The 26,050-nt window shown below is 75.0% G+C and carries 22 protein-coding genes; 17 read left to right on the plus strand and 5 right to left on the minus strand.

Annotated features, from left to right (window positions below):
• Positions 1–62 precede the first annotated feature (62 nt).
• Together ACQPYX_RS09540 and ACQPYX_RS09545 are read right to left on the minus strand one after the other, a co-directional pair.
• Positions 63–1,607, minus strand: a complete 1,545-nt coding sequence (locus tag ACQPYX_RS09540; RefSeq protein ID WP_433802663.1) for a helix-turn-helix transcriptional regulator — start codon at positions 1,605–1,607, stop codon at positions 63–65.
• Entirely contained in the window at positions 1,604–3,769 is a 2,166-nt protein-coding gene (locus ACQPYX_RS09545) for an Hsp70 family protein (RefSeq protein ID WP_433802664.1), read from the minus strand. The genes ACQPYX_RS09540 and ACQPYX_RS09545 overlap by 4 nt, the downstream gene beginning before the upstream one ends.
• 297 nt (positions 3,770–4,066) lie before the next feature.
• Between ACQPYX_RS09545 and ACQPYX_RS09550 the strand changes: the two genes are divergently transcribed.
• From ACQPYX_RS09550 to era, 13 genes are all read left to right on the plus strand, one after another.
• Complete coding sequence (locus ACQPYX_RS09550; RefSeq protein WP_433802665.1) at positions 4,067–5,035, plus strand: IniB N-terminal domain-containing protein; 969 nt, start codon at positions 4,067–4,069, stop codon at positions 5,033–5,035.
• A 349-nt stretch (positions 5,036–5,384) separates the two neighbouring features.
• Positions 5,385–7,364 (plus strand): dynamin family protein, encoded by a 1,980-nt coding sequence (locus ACQPYX_RS09555; RefSeq protein ID WP_433802666.1) that lies wholly within the window; start codon positions 5,385–5,387, stop codon positions 7,362–7,364.
• The gene (locus tag ACQPYX_RS09560) at positions 7,361–8,920 is read left to right on the plus strand and encodes a dynamin family protein (protein ID WP_433802667.1); all 1,560 of its coding nucleotides are present in this window, start codon (positions 7,361–7,363) and stop codon (positions 8,918–8,920) included. Before ACQPYX_RS09555 ends, ACQPYX_RS09560 begins: the two co-directional genes overlap by 4 nt.
• Before the next feature lie 115 nt (positions 8,921–9,035).
• Positions 9,036–10,055 carry a heat-inducible transcriptional repressor HrcA gene (gene hrcA / locus ACQPYX_RS09565; RefSeq protein ID WP_433802668.1) on the plus strand — a complete coding sequence of 340 codons (1,020 nt, stop codon included), beginning with the start codon at positions 9,036–9,038 and terminating at the stop codon, positions 10,053–10,055.
• A gap of 43 nt (positions 10,056–10,098) precedes the next feature.
• Positions 10,099–11,250: a molecular chaperone DnaJ gene (dnaJ, locus tag ACQPYX_RS09570; protein WP_433802669.1), complete on the plus strand. Its 1,152-nt coding sequence runs from the start codon at positions 10,099–10,101 to the stop codon at positions 11,248–11,250.
• Positions 11,251–11,266: 16 nt separating this feature from the next.
• Complete coding sequence (locus ACQPYX_RS09575) at positions 11,267–12,049, plus strand: 16S rRNA (uracil(1498)-N(3))-methyltransferase (protein ID WP_433802670.1); 783 nt, start codon at positions 11,267–11,269, stop codon at positions 12,047–12,049.
• Positions 12,049–12,954, plus strand: coding sequence for an alpha/beta hydrolase family protein (locus ACQPYX_RS09580; RefSeq protein WP_433802671.1), 906 nt, complete (start codon positions 12,049–12,051; stop codon positions 12,952–12,954). The genes ACQPYX_RS09575 and ACQPYX_RS09580 overlap by 1 nt, the downstream gene beginning before the upstream one ends.
• Before the next feature lie 301 nt (positions 12,955–13,255).
• Positions 13,256–14,875: an ABC-F family ATP-binding cassette domain-containing protein gene (locus ACQPYX_RS09585; protein WP_433802672.1), complete on the plus strand. Its 1,620-nt coding sequence runs from the start codon at positions 13,256–13,258 to the stop codon at positions 14,873–14,875.
• A gap of 37 nt (positions 14,876–14,912) precedes the next feature.
• Positions 14,913–15,965, plus strand: coding sequence for a PhoH family protein (locus tag ACQPYX_RS09590; RefSeq protein ID WP_433803701.1), 1,053 nt, complete (start codon positions 14,913–14,915; stop codon positions 15,963–15,965).
• A complete protein-coding gene (gene ybeY, locus ACQPYX_RS09595; RefSeq protein WP_433802673.1) occupies positions 15,966–16,526 on the plus strand; it encodes an rRNA maturation RNase YbeY in 561 nt (186 codons plus the stop codon).
• Complete coding sequence (locus ACQPYX_RS09600) at positions 16,523–17,953, plus strand: hemolysin family protein (protein ID WP_433802674.1); 1,431 nt, start codon at positions 16,523–16,525, stop codon at positions 17,951–17,953. The genes ybeY and ACQPYX_RS09600 overlap by 4 nt, the downstream gene beginning before the upstream one ends.
• 1 nt (position 17,954) lies before the next feature.
• Positions 17,955–19,202 (plus strand): L-2-hydroxyglutarate oxidase, encoded by a 1,248-nt coding sequence (gene lhgO / locus ACQPYX_RS09605; protein ID WP_433802676.1) that lies wholly within the window; start codon positions 17,955–17,957, stop codon positions 19,200–19,202.
• Entirely contained in the window at positions 19,199–20,098 is a 900-nt protein-coding gene (gene era, locus ACQPYX_RS09610) for a GTPase Era (RefSeq protein ID WP_433802677.1), read from the plus strand. The genes lhgO and era overlap by 4 nt, the downstream gene beginning before the upstream one ends.
• Before the next feature lie 94 nt (positions 20,099–20,192).
• On the opposite strand, the gene ACQPYX_RS09615 is transcribed toward era, so the two are convergent.
• Both ACQPYX_RS09615 and ACQPYX_RS09620 read right to left on the minus strand, forming a co-directional pair.
• The gene (locus ACQPYX_RS09615; RefSeq protein WP_433802678.1) at positions 20,193–20,564 is read right to left on the minus strand and encodes a nuclear transport factor 2 family protein; all 372 of its coding nucleotides are present in this window, start codon (positions 20,562–20,564) and stop codon (positions 20,193–20,195) included.
• 178 nt (positions 20,565–20,742) lie between these two features.
• Entirely contained in the window at positions 20,743–21,066 is a 324-nt protein-coding gene (locus ACQPYX_RS09620; RefSeq protein WP_433802679.1) for a DUF4190 domain-containing protein, read from the minus strand.
• 120 nt (positions 21,067–21,186) lie between these two features.
• On the opposite strand from ACQPYX_RS09620, the gene recO reads away from it, so the two are divergent.
• The 4 genes from recO (at position 21,187) to ACQPYX_RS09640 (ending at position 25,383) form a co-directional block, all read left to right on the plus strand.
• Positions 21,187–22,041 carry a DNA repair protein RecO gene (gene recO / locus ACQPYX_RS09625; protein WP_433802680.1) on the plus strand — a complete coding sequence of 285 codons (855 nt, stop codon included), beginning with the start codon at positions 21,187–21,189 and terminating at the stop codon, positions 22,039–22,041.
• Between the two features lie 77 nt (positions 22,042–22,118).
• Positions 22,119–22,916: an isoprenyl transferase gene (locus tag ACQPYX_RS09630; protein WP_433803702.1), complete on the plus strand. Its 798-nt coding sequence runs from the start codon at positions 22,119–22,121 to the stop codon at positions 22,914–22,916.
• Positions 22,917–23,327, plus strand: coding sequence for a hypothetical protein (locus ACQPYX_RS09635; RefSeq protein ID WP_433802682.1), 411 nt, complete (start codon positions 22,917–22,919; stop codon positions 23,325–23,327).
• 157 nt (positions 23,328–23,484) lie between these two features.
• Positions 23,485–25,383: a BCCT family transporter gene (locus ACQPYX_RS09640; protein ID WP_433802683.1), complete on the plus strand. Its 1,899-nt coding sequence runs from the start codon at positions 23,485–23,487 to the stop codon at positions 25,381–25,383.
• Positions 25,384–25,619: 236 nt separating this feature from the next.
• Here ACQPYX_RS09640 and ACQPYX_RS09645 read toward each other — a convergent pair whose 3' ends face one another.
• Positions 25,620–26,030, minus strand: a complete 411-nt coding sequence (locus ACQPYX_RS09645; RefSeq protein ID WP_433802684.1) for a Fur family transcriptional regulator — start codon at positions 26,028–26,030, stop codon at positions 25,620–25,622.
• Positions 26,031–26,050: the final 20 nt, after the last annotated feature.

Here is a 26,050-nt window from a genome sequence, read left to right on the forward strand (position 1 = left end):
CCGGTGGCATCGGTTCCGTGGAGCGGTCTGGACGGCGAGGTGACGGCCGGTGGCCGCGGCGGTCACGGACCGGTGCCGACCAGCACCTTCAGCTCGCTGAACAGCTCCGCCCGGCTCTCCGAGCCCAGCCGACGACGGATCCGCGCCACGTGGTGCTCCACCGTCTTCGTCGAGAGGAACAGCCGGCCCGCGATCTCCCGGTAGGTCAGCCCCTCGAGGACGAGCTCGGCGATCTCCCGTTCCCGGCCGGTGAGCGTGGCCTCCCGGCGGGCGCGGGTGACCGCGGCGGCCCGGGAGGGCCCGGCGTCGGGAAGGGGTTCCGGGGCCGTGGGCACGCGACCGGCCTGGAGGGCGCGGGCGCAGGCGAGGAGGGTGGCGGAGTCGGTGCGGTCGGTGGTGCGGATGGCGGCCTCGCCGGCGAGGCGGGCACCGTCCCAGGCGAGGCCGACGGCGCGCAGGGCGGTCGCGGTCGCCGTCACCGCCTCGGCGTCGATCTCCCCGGCGAGCACCGCGAGCCACACGCGCGCGGCCCGGGCGGGGGCCACCGCGCGGTCGTTGGTGCGCGCGGCGTCCTCGAGGGCGGCGGCGTGGTCGCCGGCGGCGGCGCGGTCGTCGGCGGTGATCGCCGCGTGCAGCCGCGCCCAGTGCCAGGAGGTCGACCACGACGGCGGGTCGCCCAGTCCGGCGAGCAGAGCGGTCGCCTCGGCGAGGTGCGGGTCCACCCACCGGCTCTCGCCGAGCCGGGCCGCGGCGATCGCGAGCTCGCCGACGGGGAGCAGGCAGTAGAGGTCGACCGGGTGGCGCAGCAGGGCCTGCCGGGCGCGCGACCACAGGTCGAGCAGCCGGCGGGTGTCGCCGGCGCGGCGGGCGAGGGCGACCTCGCAGGCCACGGTGACGAGCGCGTCGCGCGGCTCCGGGGCGCCCGGCAGCTCGGCAGCAGCGGCGAGGGCGGCGCGGGCGCCGGGCTCGTCGTCGCGCAGCATCGCCGACCAGGCACGCAGCAGCAGGTGGCGGCGCCGGAGGGCGGGGCCGCCGAGGTCGGCGTCGACCGCGAGGTCGAGCAGCGGGTCGGCGAGCTCGGGCTCCCCGCGGTGCAGCGCGAGCAGGGCGCCGAGGGCGGCGGGGGAGTCGGCGGCGGGAGCCTGCTCGCCGGTCGCGGCGAGGGCGGTCGTCGCGCGGACCAGCAGCGACAGGGAGGTGCCCGCCGTGATGTCCCGGCCGTCGACGGAGGCCAGCAGCCCCTCGGCGGTGAGCGTGTCGGCGCCGTCGCGCAGGCCGGGCAGCGCGTCGGCCGCAGGGGCCACCGCGCCGCGCGCCTCGTCGAGGGCGCCGGTGCCGAGCAGGCTGACCACGGCGTCCGGCGTCCCCGCGTCCTGCCGCGCGAGCCAGCGGTGCACCTCGGCGGCCCGGGCGAGCAGCCCGCGCTGCGGCAGGACCGCGGCGAGCACCCGCGCGCCCAGCAGCCGGTCCGCGCCGGCCCCGGTGCGCAGCGCGACGTCGGCGAGCCGCAGGGCGGTGTCGGAGTCGCCGGCCAGCGCGGCCCGGGCGGCCGTGTCGGCGTCGGAGGCGTCGGAGGCGTCGGAGGCGTCGTCGGGGGCCGGTGTCACGAGGACGTCCCGGTCGTCGGCGCGACGCTGCTCGGTGCGGAGGCGACCGGCGTGTCCGCCGCGGACGGGGTGACCGGCGGGGCCTGCGCCACGGGACGGGCGACGTCCGGTGAGGGCGCCGGCGCGACGGGCTCCTCCGACGCAGGCTGGGCCGGCGGGGCGGCCGGGACCGAGGTCGGTGCCACCGCCTGCGGGTCGGCGACCGGTGCCGCGCCGCCCGCGGGCCGCAGGTTCTGCGCGGTCGGGGTGCGGGAGGAGCGGGTCGTCGCCGCCGGTCGGCGGGTGGTGGTCCCCGCGGCGGAGGACCGCTCCTGTTCCTCGTTCCCGACGGCGGGTGGCGCGGCCTCGCCGGTCGGGCCGGACTCGGCCGACGGGAGCGGGACGAGCGGGGCGGCGGCCGCCGGTGTGGGGGCTGCGGGCGGCGTGGTCGGGGCCGGGGTGGTGGTCGTGGTCGTCGAGGTCCGGGCCGTGGTCAGCCCGGGGATCGGCACGAGGACGGCCACGGCGGCCAGCACGAGCAGGACCAGGAGCACGAGCAGCAGCGTCCGGTAGCGCCGGAACACACCCTGCGGGGCGTGCTCGCCGATCGGGGCGGCCGCGGTCGCGACGGGTGGGCGCGGCACGTCGTCGCCCGGGGTCCGCGGCCGTTCCATGAGCGCCGTCGAGCCCGACCGCGCGGGCCGCGCCTCCTCGGCCGCGGCCGGCAGCGCCGAGGCGGGACCCCAGTCGCCGTCCCCGGAGCCCGCGACCGGCGTCACCCGGGCACTGGATCGGGCGGCGGACGCCCCGAGCGCGACCCCCGCGGCCACGGCGGCGCCGACGGCGGCGTGCCGCTCGACCGGCTCCGGTTGCTCGGGCGCATACGCACCGGCGGTGACCGGGCGGCGCTCCGCCTCGACCCGGCGCCGTTCCCGCACGCCCGCCGCCGCGGCGGCGAACGGCGCGGACGCCGGGCCCGTCGTCGGGAAGGAACCGGAGGCCGGGCCGGTCGTCGGGAAGGAACCGGAGGCCGGACCGGTCAGGGCCTCGTGGCGGCGGGCGGCGGCGTGGCCGGCCGCGGCCAGGGCGGCGCCCTCGGCGACGACGGTGACCGGGTCCAGCTCGGGGCGCACCGGGCGGCCCAGTTCCTCGGCGAGGAGGCGGGCGACGAGCGGGATGCGGGACGACCCGCCGACGAGGACGACCTGGTCGGGCGTGATGCCGGCAGCCTCGAGGGTCCCGGCGAAGGCGTCCACGGTGGCCGCGACGAGCGGCGTGATGCGGGCCTCGAGGTCGGCGCGGGTGATGCGCACGGTCGTGTCCAGCGGCCCGACCGTCACCCGCAGCGGCGCCTCGGTGTCGGCCGAGAGCCGCTCCTTGGCCACCCGGGCGGAGCGCTGGAGGGTGGCGAGCGCGTGCCGGGAGGCGTTGTCGTCGAGGGCGGCGAGCGCCGCGTCGAACGGCTCGCCGAGCTCCTCGCGGACGTGCGCGAGGACGGCGGCGTCGACGTCGGTGCCGCCGGCACGGACCGGGGTGCCGGAATCGGCGAGCACCTCGGTCGTCGTGGTGCCGGGCGCGGCGGCCCCGCCCTCGGTGCCGGAGGCGACGACGCCGCGTGCGCCGCGGCGGATGACGGCGGCCCGGAAACGGCGGCCGCCGAGGTCGTAGACCGCGGCCACCCGCCCGGCCCGCAACCCGCCGTAGGTGGACGCGGCGAGGACCGCCGCCCGCGACTCGGCGACGAGCGTGGCGTGCCCGAGACCCACCCGGACCAGCGCCCGGCGCAGGGTGCGCTCGCGGTGGCTGCCCCAGCCGGCGGGGTGCGTGACGGCGAGCGCCCGTGCCGCACCGCCCTCGAGGGCGGCGACCCGGCGCACGGCGGCCAGCACGATCTCCGCGGCCACGTCGTCCGCGCGCCACGGCTCGTCGCCGACGATCAGGGGGACGTCGTCGCCGAGGCGGGCCGTGACGTCGCGGACGGCGCGGTCGGGCTCGAGGGCGGCGCGCCGCTCGGCGTCCGCCCCGGTCCGCACGACCCCGTCGCTGCCGCGGTGCGCGGTGGCGGGCATGCTCGGGGACCCGTCGGTCCCGAGTGCGACGGCGTCCGCGCGGGCCTCGCCGTCACGCAGGACCGCCGCGACGACCGTCGTCCCGCCCAGGTCGACCCCCAGGTCGTAACCCACCGTATTCCCCCATCACTCGGTCGACCGCACACCGGCGCTCCCCCGTCAAGCGCAACATACTGCGCCAATCGGAGGAACAAGAGTCACAGTTGAGGGCCGCCACCCGAGTGGGCGTCGAGAGTCGGGTGAACGGTGGGGCTGGTGGGGTGAACGGGACCCGGGGGTCGGGATCCCCGGGGGGTGGTCGGATCCCCCTCCTCCCCGGATCGGGTTCGCGGGGGGAACACCGATGTCGCGGCGGCCCGGGGTTCCTAACGTTGCTCCCAACGCCGGATCAGACAGGTCCGGAAGGAGCACATGGAGAACACGATGCCGGCGACCGAGGCCAAGACCCTGCTGCAGTTCCTGCTCGACCTGCTGCGCGACCCGCAGACCCAGGCGGAGTTCGACGCCAACCCCCAGGCCACGCTCGCGGCCGCCGGGCTGGACGGGATGTGCTTCGCCGACGTGCGCGACGCCCTGCCGCTGGTCATGGACCACGCGCCGGCCGCCGTCGCCGCCCGCTACGACGACGACGTCCGTGCCGCCTCCGCCTCGGCCGTCGCGGTCGTCGGCGAGGAGCACCACCACGGTGGCCACGGCGGCGAGCACCACTGGATCCCCGGCCCCGTCCTCCCGCCGCACACGCCGGAGGTCGAGAAGGTCATCCAGCAGCTGCAGTACGTCACCAACAACTACGCGTACGACTCGCACGACATCGAGACCAACCTCGAGCAGAACATCCGCGCCAACGGCGACGTGACCACCACGCTGAACCAGCCGGTCGCCTCCGGCGACGGCGCGGTGGCCGCGGGCGGCGACATCACGGCCCCGGTCGCGACCGGCGCCGGTGCGGTGGCCGGCGAGGGCAACATGGTCAACCACGACGGCACCGCGTCGTTCGGTGCCGGCGACGCCTCCAGCGTCGGCGGCTCGATCGCGGCCGGCGAGGGCGGCGCGGTGTCGCTGAACGACACCGCGACCGCGACCAACACCGACGAGTCGGCCACCAACTTCGGCTCGGGCGCGGCCTCCTCGCAGGCTGACGCCACCTCGGACCACTCGGTGACCGACAACTCGACCGACACCGCGACCGCGACCGACAACTCGGTCAACGACAGCGGCAACACCGACAGCCACGACTCCACCAACTCCGGGGCCGGCGACCAGACGACGACCCAGCGCGAGGCCGCGCCGCTGTTCGCCCAGGAGAGCCACTCCACCCCGGCCGAGGCCGAGGCGCTGGCCGCGCACGAGCAGCACCACGACGTGATCACGCACGCCTGATCCACGTCCAGCACGACGTCCCGGGGGCTGCCCCCCGCACCTCGCCCCCGGGACGGGTCGTGGCGACCGCGCCCGCCGCGACCCGACCCGAACAGCCGGGACCCCTCCACGTCAGGGGCCCCGGCTGTTCCCGTGTGCGCGCCCGGTGGGCGCGCTGTCCTCCGACCGGGCGTCCGCGTCGGCCCGGCGCGGTCGGCTCCGCGCGTTAGGGTCGGCCGAACGGCCTAACGGACTGGTCCGGCGAGGCCACGTTCGGGAGCGGAGACCGACGCGGGGGGACGACGTGGAGGGGCAGGACGCCGAAGCACCGGACCCGGAGCCGGGCCCGGACCGGGACGAGGCACGGGCGGTGACGGCACTCGCCGTCCGGGCCGCCACGGCCTACGGCCGTCCCGACCTCGCGGCCGACCTCGCCGCCGCGGCCGACCGGCTCGCGGACCCCGGGGCGCGGGTCCTCGTCGTCGGGGACTTCAAGCAGGGCAAGAGCGCCCTCGTGTCCGAGCTCGCCGGTGCCGCGGTGTGCCCCGTGCACGACGACGTCGCGACCCGCCTGGCCACCGTTGTGCGCCACGGCCCCCAGCCGTCCGCGGTGCTGGTCGGGGCGGGCGCCCGTGACGACGAGGCGGACGAGGCGGAGGGCCCGGACCGGACCCCGGCCCGACGACGGGTCTCCGCGGCCGAGCTGACCGCCGCGGTCTCCGGGCGCGATCCCGGCGGCCCGGCCTGGTCGCACGCCGAGGTCGAACTGCCCGACGGCCTCGTCGGCGACGGCCTCGTCCTCGTCGACACCCCGGGCGAGGGCGGTCCCCGGTCGGCGCGCGGGCTCGCCGTCCGGGCGGGGTTCCCGGCCGCGCACGCGGTCGTCGTCGTGACCGACGCGTCGCGGGAGCTGACCGCGCCCGAGCTGGCGCTGCTGCGGGCGGCCGACCGGCAGTGCGCCGTCGTCGTCCTCGCGCTCACCAAGGTCGACCTGCACCCGCGGTGGCGGGAGGTCCGCGACCTGGACCTGCGTCACCTGCGTGCGCACGACCTCCGCCGGGTGCGGGTGGTCCCGGTCTCGGCGACGCTCGCGGCGCACGCGCGCCGGCTCGGCGACGACGAGCTGCTGGCCGAGTCCGGTGTGCCGGCGCTGGCCGACCTGCTGCGCGGCGAGGTCGCCGACCCGGCGGGGGCGCGGCACACGCTGGCCGTGCTCGACCAGGTCGCCGAGGCCGTCACCGAGTTCGGTGCGGCCCTCGAGGCCGAGCGGATCGGGCTGGAGGACCCCGAGGCGGCGGCCGCCATGGCCCGGGAGCTCTCGGCCGCGCGCGACCGGGCCGCCGAGCTCAGGGAACGCAGCGCCCGCTGGCAGCAGACGCTGGCCGACGGCGTCTCCGACCTGGTCTCCGACATCGACTGGGACCTGCGCGACCGCATCCGCCACGTGATCCGCGCGGGGGAGGAGGCGCTGGACGCGGCCGACCCGGCGTCGTCGTGGGACACCTTCGCGCCCTGGTTCTCGGAGGAGATCTCGGAGGCGGTCACGACGACGTTCATCTGGGCCGGGGAGCGCACCTGGCGGCTCGCCGAGCGGGTGGCCGACCACTTCGCGCTCTCCGGCGGCTCGGTGCGCTCGCAGCTGCCCGGCGCAGAGCCCCGGGAGGACGCCGCGGTCGTGGCGCCCTCGCCGCCCGAGTCACCGCTGGAGCAGACGATGCCCGGCGGCATGGTCGTGCGCGCGGAGCTGCCCGACGTGCCGGGGATCGAGGTGCCCGACCTGGAGCGGATCGGCTGGGCGAACGGGTTCGTCGTCGGGATGCGGGGGTCCTACGGCGGGGTGCTGATGGTCGGGATGGTGACGACGTTGTCGGGGCTCGCGCTGATCAACCCGTTCTCGGTGGGCGCCGGGGTGCTGCTGGGCTCGAAGACGATCCGGGACGAGCGCAAGCGGGCGCTGCAGCGGCGGCGGGCGGAGGCGAAGCAGGCGGTGCGGCGGCACGGCGACGAGGTGCTGCACCTGGCGAGCAAGCGCTCCCGCGACCTGCTGCGCGACGTGCAGCGCACCCTGCGCGACCACTTCACCGCGCAGGCCGAGTCGCTCGCGCGGTCGGTGGCCGAGGCGGTGACCGCCGCCGCGGCCGCGCAGGAGATCGAGAGCGGTCGTCGGGAACGGCGGCTGCGCGACGTGAAGGCCGAGCTCGCGCGCGTGGAGCTGCTGGCCGGGCGGGTGTCCGCGTGCCGCGCCGGGTTCGCGGCCGCCCTCGACCCGCGTGCGGGGAACCCTCGTGCCGACAGAGCGCTCGCATCCTCCCCTCACGACCGCCAGCTGACCTCCGGGGGCGTCCGATGAGCCGCCTGCTCGACGAGACCCGCGGGGTCCTCGACCACGCCGTCACCGTGTTCGCGGGCGACCCGCACGCCGTCGGCGCGCTCACCGCGCAGCGCGCCCGGCTCGGGGGCCCGCTGCGGGTCGCGCTGGCCGGGTCGATCAAGACCGGCAAGTCGACGCTGCTCAACGCGCTGGTCGGCGAGCAGATCGCGCCGACCGGGGTGGGGGAGTGCACCCGGGTGACCACGCACTACGCCGACGGGCCGAGTCCCCGCATCGGGGTGACCTACCGCGGCGCGCGCCGGGACGAGGACCCGGTCGAGCTGCCCGCCCTGCACCGCCGCGGGTCGCTGGTGATCGAGACCGAGCGGCTGGACCTCGCCCGGGTCGCCGCCCTGCACGTCGACTGGCCCACCCAGCACCTGCGCGACGTCACGCTGATCGACACCCCGGGCGTCGACTCGGCCGCCAGCCGCAGCGTGTGGGGCGAGTTCTCCGAGGACGTGGTCGACTGCGTCGTCCACCTGGTGCGCCACCTGCACGAGCCCGACGTCGCGTTCCTGGAGTCCTACGGCGACCGCGTCGCGGAGAACGTCGGCGCCGCGGGCACGCTCGTCGTGCTCTCCCGCGCCGACGAGGTGGGCGGCGGGCGGATCGACGCCGTGATGGCCGCCCAGCAGGTCGCCCGCCGCTACCGGACCGACCCGGCGCTGCGCCCGTGGTGCGCGACGACGACGACGGTCGCGGGCCTCGTCGCGGAGACCGCCCGCACCCTGCGCGGCGTGGAGTTCACCGCGCTGCGCTCGCTCGCCCGCCTCGATCGGGCCGACCTCGACGCGCAGCTGCTCACCGCCGACCGGTTCGTGCAGGCCGCGGGCGTGCTGCCGTCGGGGACGCGGCTGGCGCTGCTGGACCGCTTCGGGCTGTTCGGCGTCCGCCTCGCGGCCTCCCTGCTGCGCCGGGGGGTCGACGACTCGGCCGCCCTCGCCGCCGAGCTCGCCCGCCGCAGCGGCCTCGACGAGTTGCGCGACATCCTCACGACCCGGTTCCTCGCGCGCCGGGACGTCTTCCAGGCCCGCTCGGCCCTGCTCGCCGTCGAGCGGTTCCTCGCCCGGGCGCGCAGCGGGTATCTGCCGACGACCGGTGGGGTCGACCCCCGGCCCTCCCCGGTCCCGCGGGCCGGGGTGCCGCGGCCCGTCGCACCGGCGGCCCTGGCCGCGCTGGCCGAGCACGTGGAGCGCGTCCGCTCGGGCGCCCACGAGATCGTCGAGCTGGACGTGCTGACCCGCCTGCGGCGCCGGCCGCTCGACGTCCCCGGCCGGGCCGGCGCCGCGCTCACCGAGGAGGCCGAGCGGCTGCTCGGCGACCAGGGCCCGGCCCCGACGGCCCGCCTCGGGGTGGCCGAGGACACCGGGCCCGGTGAGCTGCGCGCGGTGGCCCTCGCCGCGCTGGGCCGCTGGCGCGGGCACGCCGAGAACCCGCTGGCCGACCCGGACACGGTGGAGACCGCACAGGTCGTCGTCCGCTCGCTCGAGGGGGTCCTCGCCGAGCTGCCGCGCCCCGTGGCGGTGGGCTGAGCACCTCCGCCGTCGACAAGGCTGAGTCGACCACGCTCACGGCCGTCCGACCCCGTACCCATGTCTCGCCTACCATGGAGTGTCGGGTTCTCGGACGCGTGAGGAGGTCGACGACATGAACGCCGAGGAACGCCGGATCGCCGTCCTGCGGGCCATCGTCGCCGACTTCGTCGCCACCAACGAACCCGTCGGCAGCAAGGGCATCGTCGACCGCCACAACCTGGGGGTCTCCAGCGCGACGGTCCGCAACGACATGGCCGCGCTCGAGGACGAGGGCTACATCATCCAGCCGCACACCAGCGCCGGCCGGATCCCCACCGACAAGGGCTACCGCCTGTTCGTCGACCGCCTCGCGCAGGTCAAGCCCCTGTCGGCCGCCGAGCGCAAGGCCATCGCGACGTTCCTCGACGGCGCGGTCGACCTCGACGACGTGCTCCGCCGCAGCGTGCGGCTGCTCGCGCAGCTCACCCGCCAGGTCGCGGTGGTGCAGTACCCGACCCTGACGCGCTCGACGGTGCGCCACCTCGAGGTCGTGAGCCTCACCCCGGCCCGGCTGATGCTCGTGCTGATCACCGACACCGGCCGGGTGGACCAGCGGGTGGTCGACCTCGGCGACGTCCTGTCCGACGACGACGTCGCACGGCTGCGCACCATGTTGAACCAGGCCCTCGTCGGGAAGCCCCTGGCGACGGCGGCCGCCGCGGTCGCCACCCTGCCCGAGGAGGCGTCCGACCTGCGCACGGTGGTCACCACGGTGAGTGCGGTGCTCGTCGAGGCGCTCGTGGAGCACCCCGAGGAGCGGCTCGTGCTCGGTGGCACCGCGAACCTCGCCCGTCACGGCGCCGACGCGGCGTCGCTGCGGGGCGTGCTCGAGGCGCTCGAGGAACAGGTCGTGGTGCTCCGGCTGCTCGCCGCGTCGAACGACCCGGCGCAGGTCACGGTGCGGATCGGCGAGGAGAACGAGGCCGAGGACCTCTTCGCCACCTCCACCGTGTCGATCGGCTACGGCCCGGTGTCGGCGCCGGCGCTCGGCGGGATGGGCGTCGTCGGGCCGACCCGGATGGACTACCCCAGCACGATCGCGGCGGTGCGGGCCGTCGCGCGGTACGTCGGCGAGATCGTCGGCGGACGCTGACCGAACCGCTCCCCACCCTCCAGGACAAGGACGACACACCAGCGTGGCCACGGACTACTACGACATCCTCGGCGTCAGCCGGGAGGCCGACGACGCGGAGATCCGCCGGGCGTACCGGAAGCTCGCCCGCGAGCTCCACCCCGACGTCAACCCCGACGCCGCGGAGCGCTTCCAGCAGGTCAAGAGCGCCTACGAGGTGCTCTCCGACCCGGAGAAGCGGCGCATCGTCGACCTCGGCGGCGACCCCAACGCGACCGCCGGTGCCGGCGGGTTCGGCGGCAGCGGGTTCGGCGGCGCCGGCTTCGGCGGGCTCGGCGACATCATGGACGCGTTCTTCGGGGCGGCCGGCGGGGGCGGCGGGCGCGGACCGCGCGGGCGCGTGCAGCCCGGCGAGGACGCGCTGATCCGCATCGACCTCACCCTCGAGGAGTGCGCTGCGGGCGTGGCGCGCGAGCTCACGGTCGACACCGCGGTGCTCTGCGAGCGCTGCCAGGGCGGCGGCGCCGAGGCCGGGTCGCACCCGGTGCCCTGCGACACCTGCGGCGGGCGCGGCGAGATCCAGAACGTGCAGCGCTCGTTCATCGGGCAGGTCGTCACGGCCCGCCCGTGCCCGGTGTGCCGCGGGCTCGGCGAGATCATCCCCAACCCGTGCCAGCAGTGCGCCGGCGACGGCCGTGTCCGCGCGCGGCGCACGGTCACCGTCCAGGTGCCCCCGGGCGTCGGCGACGGCATGCGGATCCGGATGGCCGGGCAGGGTGAGGTCGGACCCGGCGGCGGCCCGGCCGGCAACCTGTACGTCGAGGTCACCGAGGCCCCGCACGAGTACTTCGAGCGCGACGGCGTCGACCTGCACTGCCACGTCAGCCTCCCGATGACCGCGGCCGCGCTCGGCACCACGCTGCGCCAGCGCACGCTCGAGGGCGACGAGGAGCTGCACATCGACCCGGGCACGCAGCCCGGCACCGTGCACACGCTGCGCGGCAAGGGCATGCCGCGGCTGCGCTCGTCCGGGCGCACCGACGGCCGCGGCGACCTGCTGGTGCACCTGGACGTGGCCGTGCCGGAGAACCTCGACGCCCGCCAGACCGAGCTGCTCCGGGAGCTCGCCTCGCTGCGCGGCGAGGAGCAGCCGGAGTACGCCGGCCAGGCCCGCAACGGGCTGTTCGGCCGCCGCAAGGCGGGGCGCACGCGGTGACGCCCACCCCCTCGTGGTGAGCCGGGCGGACTGGACCCGCCCGGCCCTGTTCCTCGTCGAGGAGGTCCCGACGAGCGGCGTGGTCACCCTCGAGGGCGCCGAGGGCCGGCACGCGGCCGACGTGAAGCGGGTGGCCGCCGGCGAGGTGATCCTCGTCGGCGACGGTGCCGGGACGCGGGCGCGGGCGGAGGTCAGGGCGGTCGCGAAGGGTCGCGTGAGCGCGGAGATCCTCGAGACCCGCACCGACCCGCCGTCGGGAACGCGGCTGGTGCTGGCGCAGGCCCTGGCGAAGGGCGACCGCGGCGAGCTGGCCGTCGAGACCGCGACCGAGGCCGGCATCGACGCGGTCATCCCGTGGCGGGCGGAGCGCTGCGTGACGCGGTGGGACGACGGACCGCGCGGGGCCAAGCAGCTCGCGCGCTGGCGCTCGAGCGTCACCGAGGCGGCCAAGCAGTCACGGCGCGCGTGGGTGCCCGAGGTCGCGGAGCCGATGACGACGAACCAGCTCGCGCGGCGGCTCGAGCACTGCACGGCCCTGCTCCTGGAGGCGACGGCGGAGGTGTCGGTGGCGGACGTGGCGCTCGGCGAGGAGGTCGTGCTGCTCGTGGGCCCGGAGGGCGGCGTGACCGAGGCCGAGACGGAGCGGCTCGTGGCCGCGGGGGCGACCCCCGTGCGGCTCGGCCCGGACGTGCTGCGGACCTCGACCGCGGCCGCCGTCGCGCTCGGGGCGCTGGGCCTGCGGACCGGTCGGTGGGACGCGGAGCGGAGCGGAGCCGGACCCGGTCGGTGGGACGCGTGATGGCCCGTCGGACCCTGCTCGCCGCCCTGGGCCTGACCGGGCTGCTGGCCGCCTGCTCGACGAGCCCCGCCGGCACGACCCCCGCGCCCCGCCCGGGCACCCCGGAGCCGGAGCCGCTGCGCTACGGCCCGGACCCGTCGCAGTACGCGGTGCTCCACCTGCCTCCGGGGGACCCGGGGGAGGGATCGGAGGGGCCGCTGCCCGTCGTCGTGGTGATCCACGGCGGGTACTGGCGCGCGGCGTACGGCCTCGAGCTGGGGACGCCGCTCGCCGTGGACCTCACCAACGCCGACGTCGCGGCGCTCAACGTCGAGTACCGGCGGGTCGGCGACGGCGGTGGCTTCCCGACGACGCTCGCCGACGTGGCCGCGGCGGTGGACCTGCTCGCCGGCCAGGGCGCGGAGGCCGCTCGGCGCGCGGGCCGCTCGCTGGACCTGGGCCGCGTCGTGCTCCTCGGTCACTCCGCCGGCGGGCACCTCGCGGCGTGGGCGGCCTCGCGGTCGCGGCTGCAGGCCCCGGCTCCCGGTGCGGACCCGGTGGTCGTCCCGCGGGGCGTCGTCTCGCAGGCCGGGGTGCTCGACCTCGTCGCGGCCGCCCAGCAGAACCTCGGCGGCGGTGCCACGCAGGACCTGCTCGGGGGTGACCCGGTGACCCAGGCGGCCCGGTACGCCGTCGCCTCGCCGGCGGCACTCGTCCCGGCGTCGTGCCCGGTCGTGGCGGTGCACGGGACCGCCGACGACACGGTGCCGATCGACCAGTCCCGCCGCTATGTCGCGGCGGCGACGGCCGCGCGCGGGCAGGCGCGGCTCGTCGAGCTGCCCGGCGTCGACCACTTCCAGCTGATCGACCCCGCTGCGCCCGCCTGGCGGACCGTGCGCGACGAGGTGCTCGGCCTGCTGCGCTGATCGCCGCGTTGCGGAACGCACACGGTTGGGGCGGGTGACGTCCCGCGGTGGGTGCGTTGCGGGGCGCACACGGCTGGGGCGAGTGACATCCCTTCGGGTACGCGTTGCGCGCCGCAACACGATGCCGCGGGTGTGCGCGCCGGTCGGGCCGTGTGCGTGCCGCAACACACGGGAAAACGGCGCGCTCCCGCGGAAGGAGCCTGCTACCGTCGAGCCCATCATGGAGCTCTGACGACGCCTCGACCCACGCTGCGGCCACTGCCCGGCGGGGTCCTCGCCCTCCGCCTCCCGGAGTGTCGTCATGTCTTCCGCCCTGATCACCGGTCTCGAGCCCGTCGTCGCGCACGGCCTCGTCCGCACCTTCGGCGCCCGCCGCGTCCTCGACGGGATCGACCTCACCGTCGCTCCCGGCACCCACCTCGGCCTGATCGGGGAGAACGGCACGGGCAAGTCCACGCTGTTGCGGCTCCTCGCCGGGGCGGACCGGCCCGACGCCGGATCGGTGCGGGTCCCGGCGGACCTCGTGTACCTGCCGCAGGAGCCCGCCGCCGACGCCTCGACGGTGGGCCGGATGCTCGACGACGCCCTGCGCCCGCTGCACGACGCGGTCGCGCGGCTGGAGGAGCTCGCTGAACGGATGGCCGACGAGGACGTCTCGGTCGAGTACGACGCCGTGCTCGCCTGGGCCGTCACCCACGACGCGTGGGACGCCGACCGGCGCGCCGAGGTCACCGCCGCGACCCTCGGGGTGGCCGACCTCGACCGCGACCGTCCGGTGGCCACCCTGTCCGGCGGCCAGCGCACGCGGCTCGCCCTGGCAGCCGCCCTCGTGCGCCGGCCGGCGGTGCTGCTCCTCGACGAGCCGACCAACCACCTCGACGAGACGGCCCTCGACCTGCTGGAACGCAGCCTCGTGGAGCTGCCCGGCGTCGTCGTCGCGGCGAGCCACGACCGGACCTTCCTCGACCGCGTCGCCACCGAGCTGTTCGACCTCGACGCCGGCGTCCTCGGCACCGACGGCCGCGGCGGGCACCGGTTCGGCGGGTCGTTCACCGCCTACCTCGCGGCCCAGGCCGATTCGCGGCGGCGCTGGGAGGAGACGTTCGCCGCCCAGCAGGAGGAGATCGCCGCCCTGCGCGAGCGCACCCACGTCGACCTGCGCTCGGTCGCCGCGGGCCGGGGACCCAGCGACAACGACAAGTTCATCACCAAGTTCAAGGGCGCCGGGGTCGAGCGCGCCCGCGCCCGGCGGGTCCACGACGCCGAGCGCCGGCTCGAGGTCGCCGAGCGCGAGGCCCTGCCGAAGCCCCCGGAGCCGCTGCGCTTCGACGCCCCACTGACGGGCGGGGCAGCGACAGTGTCGGTGCGCGGACTGCGGGTGGACGGGCGGCTCGACCTGCCCCGGCTCGACGTCGGGGACGGGGAGAAGTTGCTGGTCACCGGGCCGAACGGGACGGGGAAGTCGACGCTGCTCGACGTCCTCGCGGGGGAGCTCGTGCCCGACGCCGGGTCGGTGGCGGTGGGGGCGCGCCGGGTCGCCCTGGTCCGGCAGGACCCGTCGTTCGCCCGCGACGACCTCTCCGCCCGCGAGACGTTCGCCGAGGCGGTCGGGGCGGAGGTGGCCGAGGCCGTCCCGCTGCGGTCGCTGGGGCTGCTGCACCCGCGCGACCACGGCACCGCGGTCGGCGCGCTCAGCGTCGGACAGCGGCGACGGCTGTCGCTGGCGATCGCGGTGGCGGTCCGGCCGGACCTGCTCCTGCTCGACGAGCCGACCAACCACCTCTCGCTGCGCCTCGCGGGCGAGCTGGAGTCCGCGGTGGCCGCGGCGACGGGCACGGTGGTCGTCACCTCGCACGACCGCTGGTTGCGCTCGCGCTGGGCGGGCCCGACGCTGGATTTGAGTGTCGGAGGGGCGGTCTAGACTGATTCACGCACGCATCACCGCACGGGGAGCACGCATCCTGAGTCCCACGTCCACCGACTCGTCCGGCGAGTCGCGCATCGTCGTCCCCGAGTCCGCGCTGCTCGCCCTGCTGGGCAAGCGCGACGAGAACCTCCGCGAGGCCGAGGAGCTGCTGGACGCCGACGTCCACGTCCGCGGCAACGAGCTGACCCTCACCGGTGCGCCGCCCGACGTGGCGTTCGCGGAGCGGGTGTTCGCCGAGCTGGTGGTCCTCGCCAGCCGCGGCCAGCAGATCGACCCCGACGCCGTCCGGCGCACCGTCCGCATGCTCGGCGACGACGCCGCGGAGTCGGCGTCACCGGCCGAGGTGCTCAGCCTCGACATCCTGTCCCGGCGCGGGCGCACCATCCGGCCCAAGACGCTCAACCAGAAGCGTTACGTCGACGCGATCGACGTCAACACCATCGTCTTCGGGATCGGTCCGGCCGGCACCGGCAAGACGTACCTGGCGATGGCGAAGGCCGTGCAGGCGCTGCAGGCCAAGCAGGTCAGCCGGATCATCCTCACCCGCCCGGCCGTCGAGGCGGGGGAGCGGCTCGGCTTCCTGCCCGGCACGCTCTCGGAGAAGATCGACCCGTACCTGCGCCCGCTCTACGACGCGCTGCACGACATGATGGACACCGAGGCGGTCCCGAAGCTGCTCGCGGCCGGGACGATCGAGATCGCGCCGCTGGCGTACATGCGTGGTCGCAGCTTGAATTCTGCCTTCATCATCCTCGACGAGGCCCAGAACACCACGCCGGAACAGATGAAGATGTTCCTGACGAGGCTGGGCTACGACTCGCGGATCGTGGTGACCGGCGACGTGACGCAGGTCGACCTGCCCGGCGGTCAGACCTCGGGCCTGGCAGTGGTGCGGGAGATCCTCGACGGGGTCGACGACGTGTACTTCAGCGAGCTGACCAGCGCCGACGTGGTCCGTCACCGGCTGGTCGCCGAGATCATCGACGCCTACGGCCGGTGGGACGCGCGGCAGAACAACGGCCCCAAGGCCGTGCCTCCGCGCACCGGTCCGCCGCAGAATCGTCGGGAACGGCGGGGCCGGTAGATGAGCATCGAGATCGCGAACGAGTCCGGGGTCGACGTCGACGAGGCACCGATCGTCGACGTCGCCCGCTACGCCCTCGAACGCATGGGCGTGAGCCCCCTCGCCGAGCTGTCGATCCTGCTCGTCGAGCTCGAGCCGATGGCCGAGCTGCACGAGCGGTGGCTCGACCTGCCGGGGCCGACCGACGTGATGAGCTTCCCGATGGACGAGCTCGACACGGCCAAGCGGCCGGACGCCCCGCCGTCCGGACCGAGCCTGCTCGGCGACATCGTGCTGTGTCCGGCGTTCGCCCGGGACCAGGCGGTGTCGGCGGGACACACGCTCGACGACGAGCTGCACCTGCTGACCGTGCACGGCGTGCTCCACCTGCTGGGGTACGACCACGCGGAGCCCGACGAGGAGGCCGAGATGTTCGGCCTGCAGGGCGAGCTCCTCGGGGGGTGGCGGGCCGAGGTGGCCGAGCGGGCCCGGGCGGAGCGCGAGCGGCTCACCCGGGAACGTCAGCGGGCCGCCGACGCGAAGCTGCTGGGCACCGTCGGGCTGGACGAGAGTCAGACGTGACCGCCGCCCAGATCGGGCAACTGATCGCCGCGCTCGTCCTGGTCCCGCTGGCCGGGGTGTTCGCGGCGGCCGACTCGGCGATCACCACGATGTCGCCGGCACGGGTCGACGGGCTGGTGCGGGAGGGCCGGGCGGGCGCGCGGTCGCTGGCCGCGGTCGTCGCGGACAAGCCGCGCCACCTCAACCTCCTGCTCCTGATGCGGCTCGCCTGCGAGGCGGTGGCCACCGTGCTCGGCGCCTACGTGGCGCTGCAGCTGGTCGCGTCGGAGGGCTGGGCGGTGACGATCGCCGCGGTCGTCGTCATCGTCGTCTCCTACGTGCTGATCGGGGTGGGGCCGCGCACGATCGGCCTGCAGCACCCCTACGGCGTCGGGCTCGCCGTCGCCGTCCCGATCCGCGCCCTCGCCCGGCTGCTGGGCCCGCTGGCGTCGCTGCTGATCCTCGTCGGCAACGCGATCACGCCGGGGCGCGGCTTCCGCGACGGGCCGTTCAGCCAGGAGGTGGAGCTGCGCGAGCTGGTCGACATGGCCGAGGCCCGCGGGCTCGTCGACGACGACGAGCGCTCCATGATCCAGTCGGTGTTCGAGCTCGACGACACGATCGTGCGCGAGGTGATGGTCCCGCGCACCGAGATGGTGTGGATCGAGCGGGACAAGTCGGTCCGGCAGGCCCTGGCCCTGGCCCTGCGCTCGGGCTACTCGCGCATCCCCGTGATCGGGGAGAACGTCGACGACACGGTCGGCGTCGTCTACCTCAAGGACCTGGTGCGCTTCACCACGGCCCGGCAGAACGATCCGCAGCACGCGCCGTCGGACCACTCCGGCGCGGTCGGCGAGATCATGCGCCCGGCGGCCTTCGTGCCCGACTCCAAACAGGTCGACGACCTGCTCCGCGAGATGCAGCGCACCCGCAACCACATGGCGCTCGTCGTCGACGAGTACGGCGGCATCGCCGGTCTGGTGACGATCGAGGACATCCTCGAGGAGATCGTCGGGGAGATCACCGACGAGTACGACACGGCCGAGCACCGCCCCGTCGACCGGCTCGACGACGGGTCGCTGCGGGTGTCCGCGCGGCTGCCCGTGGAGGACCTCGAGGAGGCCACCGGCGTCGAGTTCGAGGCCGAGGACGTCGACACCGTCGGCGGCCTGCTCGCCCAGCGGCTCGGGCGCGTCCCGCTGCCGGGCGCCGAGGCGGAGGTCGGGGGCCTGCGTCTGCGCGCCGAGGGCGGCGAGGACGATCGGGGCCGCATGCGCATCGTGTCGGTGCTGGTGTGGGACCCGCACCCGCCGGCGTCGGAGGACCCGGAGGACGGGTCCGCCGACGAGGGCGACGACACCGACACGCTCGTGAGCGCGAGCGGCCGACGGACCGGCGCCGAACTCGGGCGCCGCGCAGGAGAGACGGGAGAGGACCAGCGTGGGTGACGTGTCAGGAGTCCCGGGGCCCAGCCCGCGGCACGACGTCGTCGTGGTCGGCGGCGGGATCGTCGGGCTCGCCGTGCTCACGGCCCTGCTCGACGCCGGGCACACGTCGGTCGCGCTGGTGGAGCGGGAGTCGTCGCTGGCCGGGCACCAGACGGGGCGCAACTCCAACGTCATCCACTCCGGGCTCTACTACGCGCCGGGTTCGCTGAAGGCCCGCTTCGCGGTGGCCGGCTGCGCGGAGACGAAGACGTTCTGCGCGGAGCACGACCTGCCCTACGTCGAGTGCGGCAAGGTCGTCGCGGCCACGAGCGACGACGAGCTGCCCCGCATGGCCGAGCTGGTCCGACGCGGTCGGGCCAACGGCGTCGAGGTGCACGAGCTGGACGCCGCGGGGGTGCGCGACCGCGAGCCCGCCGTCAGCGCGGTCGCCGGCCTCTTCGTCCCCTCCACCGGCATCTGCGACTACGAGGCGATCACGACGAAGCTGGCCGAGCTCGCCGTCGCGCGGGGCGCCGTGATCCACACCGGCCGCGCCGTGCGGTCGGCCGTGCGGCGTCGTCGGGACGTGGTGGTGCACACCGACCGCGGGGACCTGCTCGCCGGACAGGTCGTGGTGTGCGCGGGCCTGCGCTCCGACGAGATCGCCCGCGCCTCGGGGTTCGACCCGGGCGTGCGCATCGTGCCGTTCCGCGGGGAGTACTCCGACCTGCGCGGACCGAAGGCCGACGCCATCCGCGGCCTGGTCTACCCGGTGCCCGACCCGGCGTTCCCGTTCCTCGGGGTGCACGCCACCCGCGGGGTCGACGGCTCGGTGCACGTCGGCCCGAACGCCGTCCTGGCGCTGGCCCGCGAGGGGTACGACTGGCGCACGCTGAAGGTGCGCGAGCTCGTCGGCACGCTGACCGACCCGGGCTTCCTCTCCCTCGCCGCGCAGCAGTGGCGCTACGGGATCGGCGAGATGCAGCGCTCGCTGTCGAAGGCCGCCATGGCGAAGGCGGTGTCGACGATGCTGCCCGGCACCACGGCCGCCGACCTGCACCCGCCGCACGACGTGATGCGCCGCGCCGGGGTGCGCGCCCAGGCGGTCCGGCCGGACGGGTCCCTGGTGGACGACTTCCTGTTCGTCGAGGACCGCTCCGACGACGTGTCGGTGCTGCACGTGCTCAACGCTCCCTCGCCGGCGGCGACGGCGGCCCTGCCGATCGGGCGCGAGATCGTCGCGCGGCTCGAGGGCAAGGACGCGGCGTGACCCAGCCCTGGCCCGACGACTTCCGCTCCGGGTTCGCCTGCTTCGTCGGACGTCCGAACGTCGGCAAGTCGACCCTGACGAACGCGCTGGTGGGGCAGAAGGTCGCGATCACCTCGTCGCGCCCGCAGACCACCCGGCACGCGATCCGCGGCATCGTCCACCGGTCCGACGGGCAGCTCGTGCTCGTCGACACCCCCGGACTGCACAAGCCGCGCACCCTGCTGGGGGAGCGGCTCAACGACGTGGTGCGCACGACGTGGGCCGAGGTCGACGTGATCGGGTTCTGCGCCCCGGCCGACCAGGCGGTGGGGCCGGGCGACCGGTTCATCGTCTCGGAGCTGCGCAAGGTCGCCGACCGGACGCCCGTCGTCGGTATCCTGACCAAGACCGACCTCGCGCGCCCCGAGGTGATCGCGCAGCGGCTGCTGGAGCTGCAGGAACTCGCCGACTTCGCCGAGATCGTGCCGGTGTCGGCGGTGTCCGGGAAGCAGGTGGAGCTGCTGACCGACCTGCTGCTCGCCCAGATGCCGCCCGGCCCGCCGCTCTACCCCGAGGGCGAGCTGTCCGACGAGCCCGAGACGACGATGATCGCGGAGTTCATCCGGGAGGCCGCGCTCGAGGGCGTGCGCGACGAGCTGCCGCACTCGCTGGCCGTCGTGGTCGAGGAGATGGTCGAGGGCAGGACCCTCAAGATCCGCGCCGAGATCTTCGTCGAGCGGCAGTCCCAGAAGGCGATCGTGATCGGCCGGGGCGGGTCGCGGCTCAAGGAGGTCGGCACCAACTCCCGGCAGCAGATCGAGAAGATGCTGGGCACGCAGGTGCACCTCGACCTGTTCGTCAAGGTCGCCAAGGACTGGCAGCGCGACCCCCGTCAGCTGCGCAAGCTGGGGTTCTGACCGACTATTTGTGCCAGCGAAGCCCTATCGGCGTGCTCAGCCGGATGTTGCTGTCACCCAGTGGCAGCAACGCCGCTTCGTCGTCCGCGCGGGCTCAGCCGAGGTGGGCGAACAGCGGCGCCAGTTGACCCGTGTCGACGTACTCCTCGATGCGGGTCACGAGCCCGTCGCGGGAGTGCACCACCAGCGCGGCGGGCGCGTGCAGGCGCGACCCGTCGGGCAGGGTGCCGGTGACGACGTACTGCGCGAGGCCCGGCTCGCCGCCGTAGGCACGGACGTCGACCATGGTGAAGTCGGGGACGACCGCCCGGATCGCGCGCAGCGAGTCGAAGGTCGCCGGCACCGTGGGCGCCTCGACCTCGTCGAAGGAGTGCCAGGTGATGGCCTCCGGGGCGAACAGGCCCTCGGGCGGCCCGTCCGCCGTGGTCGAGGCGAGGGCATCGAGGACCCGTCCGGCGAACTCCATGCCGGCCACGCTAGGGGCGCCGCCGAGGTTCACACCAGGCATCGTCCCGGGCTGCGGAACCTGTCTGGCGTGAACCTCGCCGAAAGCACCGCGGCCGGCTCTGCCGCGAGGTTCACACGAGGCATCGTCCCGGGACGCGGAACCTGTCTGCGGTGAACCTCGCGCGGAGCGGCAGGAATCAGATCGAGTACGAGTACGAGAAGCTGCCGCCCCCGGCGATGATCAGCACCCAGAACAGGATCCACAGGGCGCAGCCGATCCCGCCGAGCACCAGGGCGGTGATCGCCAGGGGGCGCCCGTTCTCCCCGGTGCGCGCGATCTGGCGCAACGACACCCACCCGCAGACCACCGCGGCGAGCGGGACGAAGAACGCGGCGACGAGCGCGACGATCGACAGCACGTTGGTCCGCCGGACCGGCGGGCCGTACCCCACGGGCTGGGCGGCGGGATGGCCGTACCCGACGGGCTGCGGGGCGGAGGGCTGCTGCTGCGGGGTGGTCATGACGGGGGTCCTTCCGGGTTGATGTGACTGAGCGTGACAGTAGACGGAGCCACGCCCGGCACGAATGGGCCGAAGGAGTGAACGACGCCGGATGTCCGACCGTGGTGCCAGGATGGGTCCGTGGGCCTCTACCGCGACACCGGCGTGGTGCTGCGGTGTCAGAAACTCGGTGAGGCCGACCGGATCGTCACCCTCCTGACCCAGCACCACGGCAAGGTGCGGGCCACCGCGAAGGGGGTGCGCCGGACCACCTCGAAGTTCGGCGCGCGCCTCGAGCCGTTCGGCCACGTCGACCTGCAGCTGCACACCGGACGCAGCCTCGACATCGTCACGCAGGTCCAGACGATCGACGCCTTCGGCGGCGACCTGGTCGCCGACTACCCGCGCTACACCGCCGGGTGCGCCCTGCTCGAGACCGCCGACCGGCTCACCCCCGAGGAGGGCGAGCCGGCGCGCGAGCTGTTCCTGCTCCTGGTCGGCGCCCTGCGCGGCCTCGCCGTCGGGCAGCGCGACCCGCACCTCGTCCTCGACGCCTACCTGCTGCGCGCGATGGTCATCGCCGGGTACGCGCCCGCCGTCACCGAGTGCGCCCGCTGCGGCGTGGAGCCCGAGACCCCGCTGGACGCCCCCGACGGCACGCACGGGTTCCACCGGCGCTTCGCGGTGGCCGCCGGGGGAGCGGTGTGCGACGACTGCCGGCCCGGCGGGGCGGTCGTGCCGTCGTGGTGGACCTGGCGGCTGCTCGAGGCCCTGCGCGACGGCGACTGGACCGCCGCCGAGCAGAGCCCGCCCGACGCCCGGCGCGACGCCGCGGGCCTCGTCGCCGCCCACCTGCAGTGGCACCTCGAGCGCCAGCTGCGCTCGCTCCCGCTCGTCGACCGCCGCGGCGCGGTCCCGCGGGTGGACCTGGAGGACGGGGTCCCGACGACGGAGGCCGACGACAGCCGTCGTCGGGAATCGGAAGGAGTCGTGTGAGTCCGCTGCGTCAGCGCGCCGAACGGAGTCGTGGCCGGTCGGGAGGTCGGCTGCGCGGACCGGGCGACCCCACGGTGATGGCGCCGACCCCGCACCCGTCGGGCGCCACGGCCCCGGCGATCCCGGCGGACCTGGTGCCGAACCACGTCGCGCTCGTCATGGACGGCAACGGCCGGTGGGCGAACCAGCGCGGCCTGCCGCGGATCGAGGGGCACCGGCACGGCGAGGCCCAGCTGCTCGACGTGGTCCGCGGCTGCATCGACGTCGGCGTGAAGTGGATCAGTGCCTACGCCTTCTCGACGGAGAACTGGCGGCGCAGCCCCGAGGAGGTCCGCTTCCTGCTCGGGTTCAACCGCGACGTGATCCGCCGCCGCCGCGATGAGATGCACGCGATGGGTGTGCGGGTGCGCTGGTCGGGGCAGCGGCCGCGGCTGTGGCGCAGCGTGATCAAGGAGCTCGAGATCGCCGAGGAGCTGACGAAGGACAACGACGTCGTCACCCTCACCATGTGCGTCAACTACGGCGGCCGCGCGGAGATCGTCGGTGCCGCGAAGGAGCTGGCGCGGCGGGCCGCACGCGGTGAGCTCGACCCGGAGCGGATCGACGAGCGGGCCCTCGCGCGGTACCTCGACGAGCCGGACATGCCCGACGTGGACCTGTTCGTGCGCAGCTCGGGCGAGCAGCGGACGTCGAACTTCCTGCTCTGGCAGTCCGCGTACGCCGAGATGGTCTTCCTCGACACGCTCTTCCCCGACTTCGACCGCCGCCACCTCTGGCAGGCCTGCGAGATCTACGCCTCCCGGGACCGCCGCTACGGTGGCGCCGTCGACGCGTCCGGGGTCGACGCCGGGGTCGACCCTGCCGAGGAGAGCTGAGTGAGCCGCGAGGCCGCCACGACCGCCACCCTGCTGATCACCGCCCGCGAGGCGCTCGAGAAATTCGTCGAGGTCCGCGTCGACGACGACGGAGCCCTCTCCTTCCGGCACGGCGACGTGCCCTGCGCGGTGCAGGGTGTCGAGCTCGTCGAGGGGCTCGCCGTCCTGTCCCTGACCTGCGTCGTCGCCTGGGACCTCACCGACGACGACGTGCCGCGCCGGATGGCCGAACGCGCCGGCCAGGGGCTCTTCGGCACGCTCGGCGTCGTCCGGACCGACGGGGGCTGGGACGTGACGCTGCGCTACGCGTTCCCCGCCGAGGACCTCGCCGCCGACCCCCTCGGCACGCTGCTGATGCTCGTCGTCTCGACGGCCTCGCAGGTCCGGGCCGATCTCGTCGGGAGTTCCTGACGAGGCAGGCGCCGCGGGGGCGAAGCTCCTCCCGGCGGCCCGGTCACGCTGCGATTTCCGCCGATTGCGCGGTGTCTGTCCCTTTCCTCCCGTAGTCTGCTCCGGACGTCGCATCCGGAGAGGAGGACGCCCGTCGGCATCCGACGGGCGTACCGGTATGACACAGCAACAGGAGAGTCCTCCGGAGAAGTCGCCGGAGGAGCAGGGTGGAACGGCCGCCGACGTGAAGGGCGTGCCCGTCGACAAGGTCGTCTTCGGCGTCGGCGCCTCGCTGGCCGTCGTCTTCGTGCTCTGGGGCATCCTCAGCACGGAGTCGCTGAGCTCGGTGTCCAGCGGCATGATCAGCGGGCTGATCAAGGGCGGCGGGTGGCTGTTCATCCTCGCCGCCACCGGGTTCGTGGTGTTCGCGCTGTGGCTCGCGTTCTCGAAGTTCGGGCGGATCAAGCTCGGTGGCGAGGACGAGCAGCCCGAGTTCCGCACCGTGTCGTGGATCGCCATGATGTTCTCGGCCGGCATGGGCATCGGACTGATGTTCTACGGCGTCGCCGAGCCGCTGTCGTTCTTCACCAGCCCGCCGCCGGGGTCGGTGGCCGGCGGGGACCAGGTGGAGTCGCTGCGCACCGCGATGGCCACGTCGCTGTTCCACTGGACGCTGCACCCGTGGGCGATCTACGCCGTCGTCGGCCTCGCGATCGCGTACTCGACGTTCCGCAAGGGTCGTCGTCAGCTCATCAGCCAGGCCTTCATCCCGTTGATCGGGGAGAAGGCGGCCAACGGCACGCCCGGCCGGATCATCGACATCATCGCGATCTTCGCGACGGTGTTCGGCTCCGCCGCGTCGCTCGGTCTCGGCGCGCTGCAGATCGGCGGCGGGCTCGGCGCCACCGGCTTCCTGCCCAACGCGGGCAACGAGGTGCTCGTCCCGATCATCATCGTCCTGACGGCGGCGTTCATCCTGTCCGCGGTCTCGGGCGTCGCCAAGGGCATCCAGTGGCTCTCGAACATCAACATGGTGCTCGCGGGCGTGCTGGCGCTGTTCGTGTTCGTCGTCGGCCCGACGGTGATCATCCTCGACCTGCTGCCTACAGCGGTCGGTGCCTACTTCTCGGAGTTCTTCGAGATGGTCGGGCGCACCGAGGCCACCGGCGGCGCACCGATGCTCGACTGGCTCTCGTCGTGGACGGTCTTCTACTGGGCCTGGTGGATCTCCTGGACCCCGTTCGTCGGGATGTTCCTGGCGAAGATCAGCCGTGGCCGCACGATCCGCCAGTTCGTCGGCGGCGTGATCCTCGTGCCCAGCCTCGTGTCCCTGCTCTGGTTCGCGATCTTCGGCGGGACGGCGATCACCCAGCAGCAGGCGGGCCTCGACCCGGCCGCCGCGGACACCGAGACCCAGCTGTTCTCGGTGCTGCAGGCCTACCCGCTGGCCACCGTCACCGGGATCCTGGTGATGGTGCTGGTCGCGATCTTCTTCGTCTCCGGCGCCGACGCCGCCTCGATCGTCACCGGCACGCTCTCGCAGCGCGGCACCGACGAGCCGAAGAAGTGGGTCGTCATCTTCTGGGGCGCCACGATGGGCCTCGTCGCGATGGTGATGCTGCTGGTCGGCGGCCAGGACGCGCTGTCCGGCCTGCAGAACCTGACGATCCTGGTCGCCGCGCCGTTCGTGATCATCATGATCGCCCTGTGCGTCGCCCTCACCCGCGATCTCAACCACGACCCGGTCGTGCTCCGCGAGATCAAGGGCACCGAGGTGATCGAGCAGGCGATCGACTACGGCACCGACAAGCACGGGGACGACTTCTACCTGCGGGTGCAGTCGTTCCCGGCCGACGCCGACGGTCCGTGGCGGACGAACGTGAACGAGGCGGGGGAGCGCGTCACCTACGCCGACGTGCGGCGCAACGGCGACCCGTTCCGCGAGTCGGACGAGCCGGTGCCGGCGGACGCCCCGGGGCGTCCGGACGCGGACGGCGTGGACGACACGCTGCAGGTCGGTCCCACGGGCGGCGCCGAGCGGGAGACCGCCGGCCGTCCGCGCGCCGACCGGGAGTAACGCGCGACGACCGTGGCCCGTCCCCGATCCCGGGGGCGGGCCACGGTCGCGCTCGGGCCGGCCCGTCCGCGCCGCCGGCTCCGGGGCGTCTCCAGGCCCTCCGGAGCGTGACCCCGGCCTCCGGACCAGGCCACGGAACCGGTGCCGGCGGCACCGGTTCTCCGGCGCGCTCCGGGGAGACAGGTCACCGGGCGTGACGAGCGATCACGCCCCGCTCCCGGTGCCCGGACCCGCCGTCAGGACCGGCAGGACGAGCACGTGCCGATGATCTCCACCGTGTGGTCGATCTCGGCGAATCCGTGCTCCACGGCCACCTTCTCCGCCCAGTGCTCGACGGCGGGTCCCTCCACCTCCACGGTGCGCCCGCAGCGGCGGCACACCAGGTGGTGGTGGTGGGTGTCGGAGCAGCGGCGGTAGGAGGCCTCACCCGCCGTGGTGCGCAGGACGTCGATCTCGCCGGCGTCGGCGAGCGCCTGCAGCGTGCGGTACACGGTGGTCAGGCCGATGCCCTCACCTCGACGGCGGAGCTCCTCGTGGATGTCCTGGGCGGAGCGGAAGTCGTCCAGCTCGTCGAGCAGGTCGCCGATCGCCGCCCGTTGCCGGGTCGAGCGCTGCCCGGGGACGACGGTCGGCCGCGGCTCCGTCACCGGTCGAGCTCCGCTGCGCT

It is taken from the genome of Actinomycetospora sp. CA-084318 (assembly GCF_050955885.1).
GTDB lineage: Bacteria > Actinomycetota > Actinomycetes > Mycobacteriales > Pseudonocardiaceae > Actinomycetospora.